The organism is Bartonella capreoli (assembly GCF_902813205.1).
Taxonomy (GTDB): Bacteria; Pseudomonadota; Alphaproteobacteria; order Rhizobiales; family Rhizobiaceae; genus Bartonella; species Bartonella schoenbuchensis.
This window is the reverse complement of sequence record NZ_CADDZX010000316.1, coordinates 1-408: the sequence shown is the minus strand read 5'-3', so window position 1 is coordinate 408 and position 408 is coordinate 1. Positions and strand designations below refer to the sequence as shown.

Here is a 408-nt window from a genome sequence, read left to right as displayed (position 1 = left end):
GAGGAGAAAACTTCGATGTCATGGCTATCAACATCGATAAAGCTACCTCTCCTGAAAAAATTCAGAAATTTTTACAGGATGTCCATGCGGATAATTTGCTTTACTATCGCGATGAAACAATGGCTATTTTCAACAGCGTCAGAAAACAAGGACTCGCTTTAGGTTTGCCTATCACATTTCTCATCGATAAAAAAGGATATCTTATTGCTTCATTCAACGGTGCAGCTCCATGGGCTAATGACGATGCCAAAGCGCTTATAAAAGCTGTCATACAAGAGACACGATAACTTAATAACTGCACCTTTTTAAATTTGTATAATAAGATCCAATGAAGACAAAAAAGTAGAACGGTCTTTGCGATAAAAAGTTCGTGGCCCTCCTATTATACTGCCTTGTCCTCGCAAATCT

The 408-nt window shown here is 38.2% G+C and carries 1 protein-coding gene; it reads left to right on the top strand.

The window, feature by feature from the left end; genetic code table 11:
• Window positions 1-287 (top strand): peroxiredoxin family protein (locus J7R05_RS08590; protein WP_425490172.1); only part of this gene is annotated, 287 nt, incomplete at its 5' end.
• Window positions 288-408: the final 121 nt, after the last annotated feature.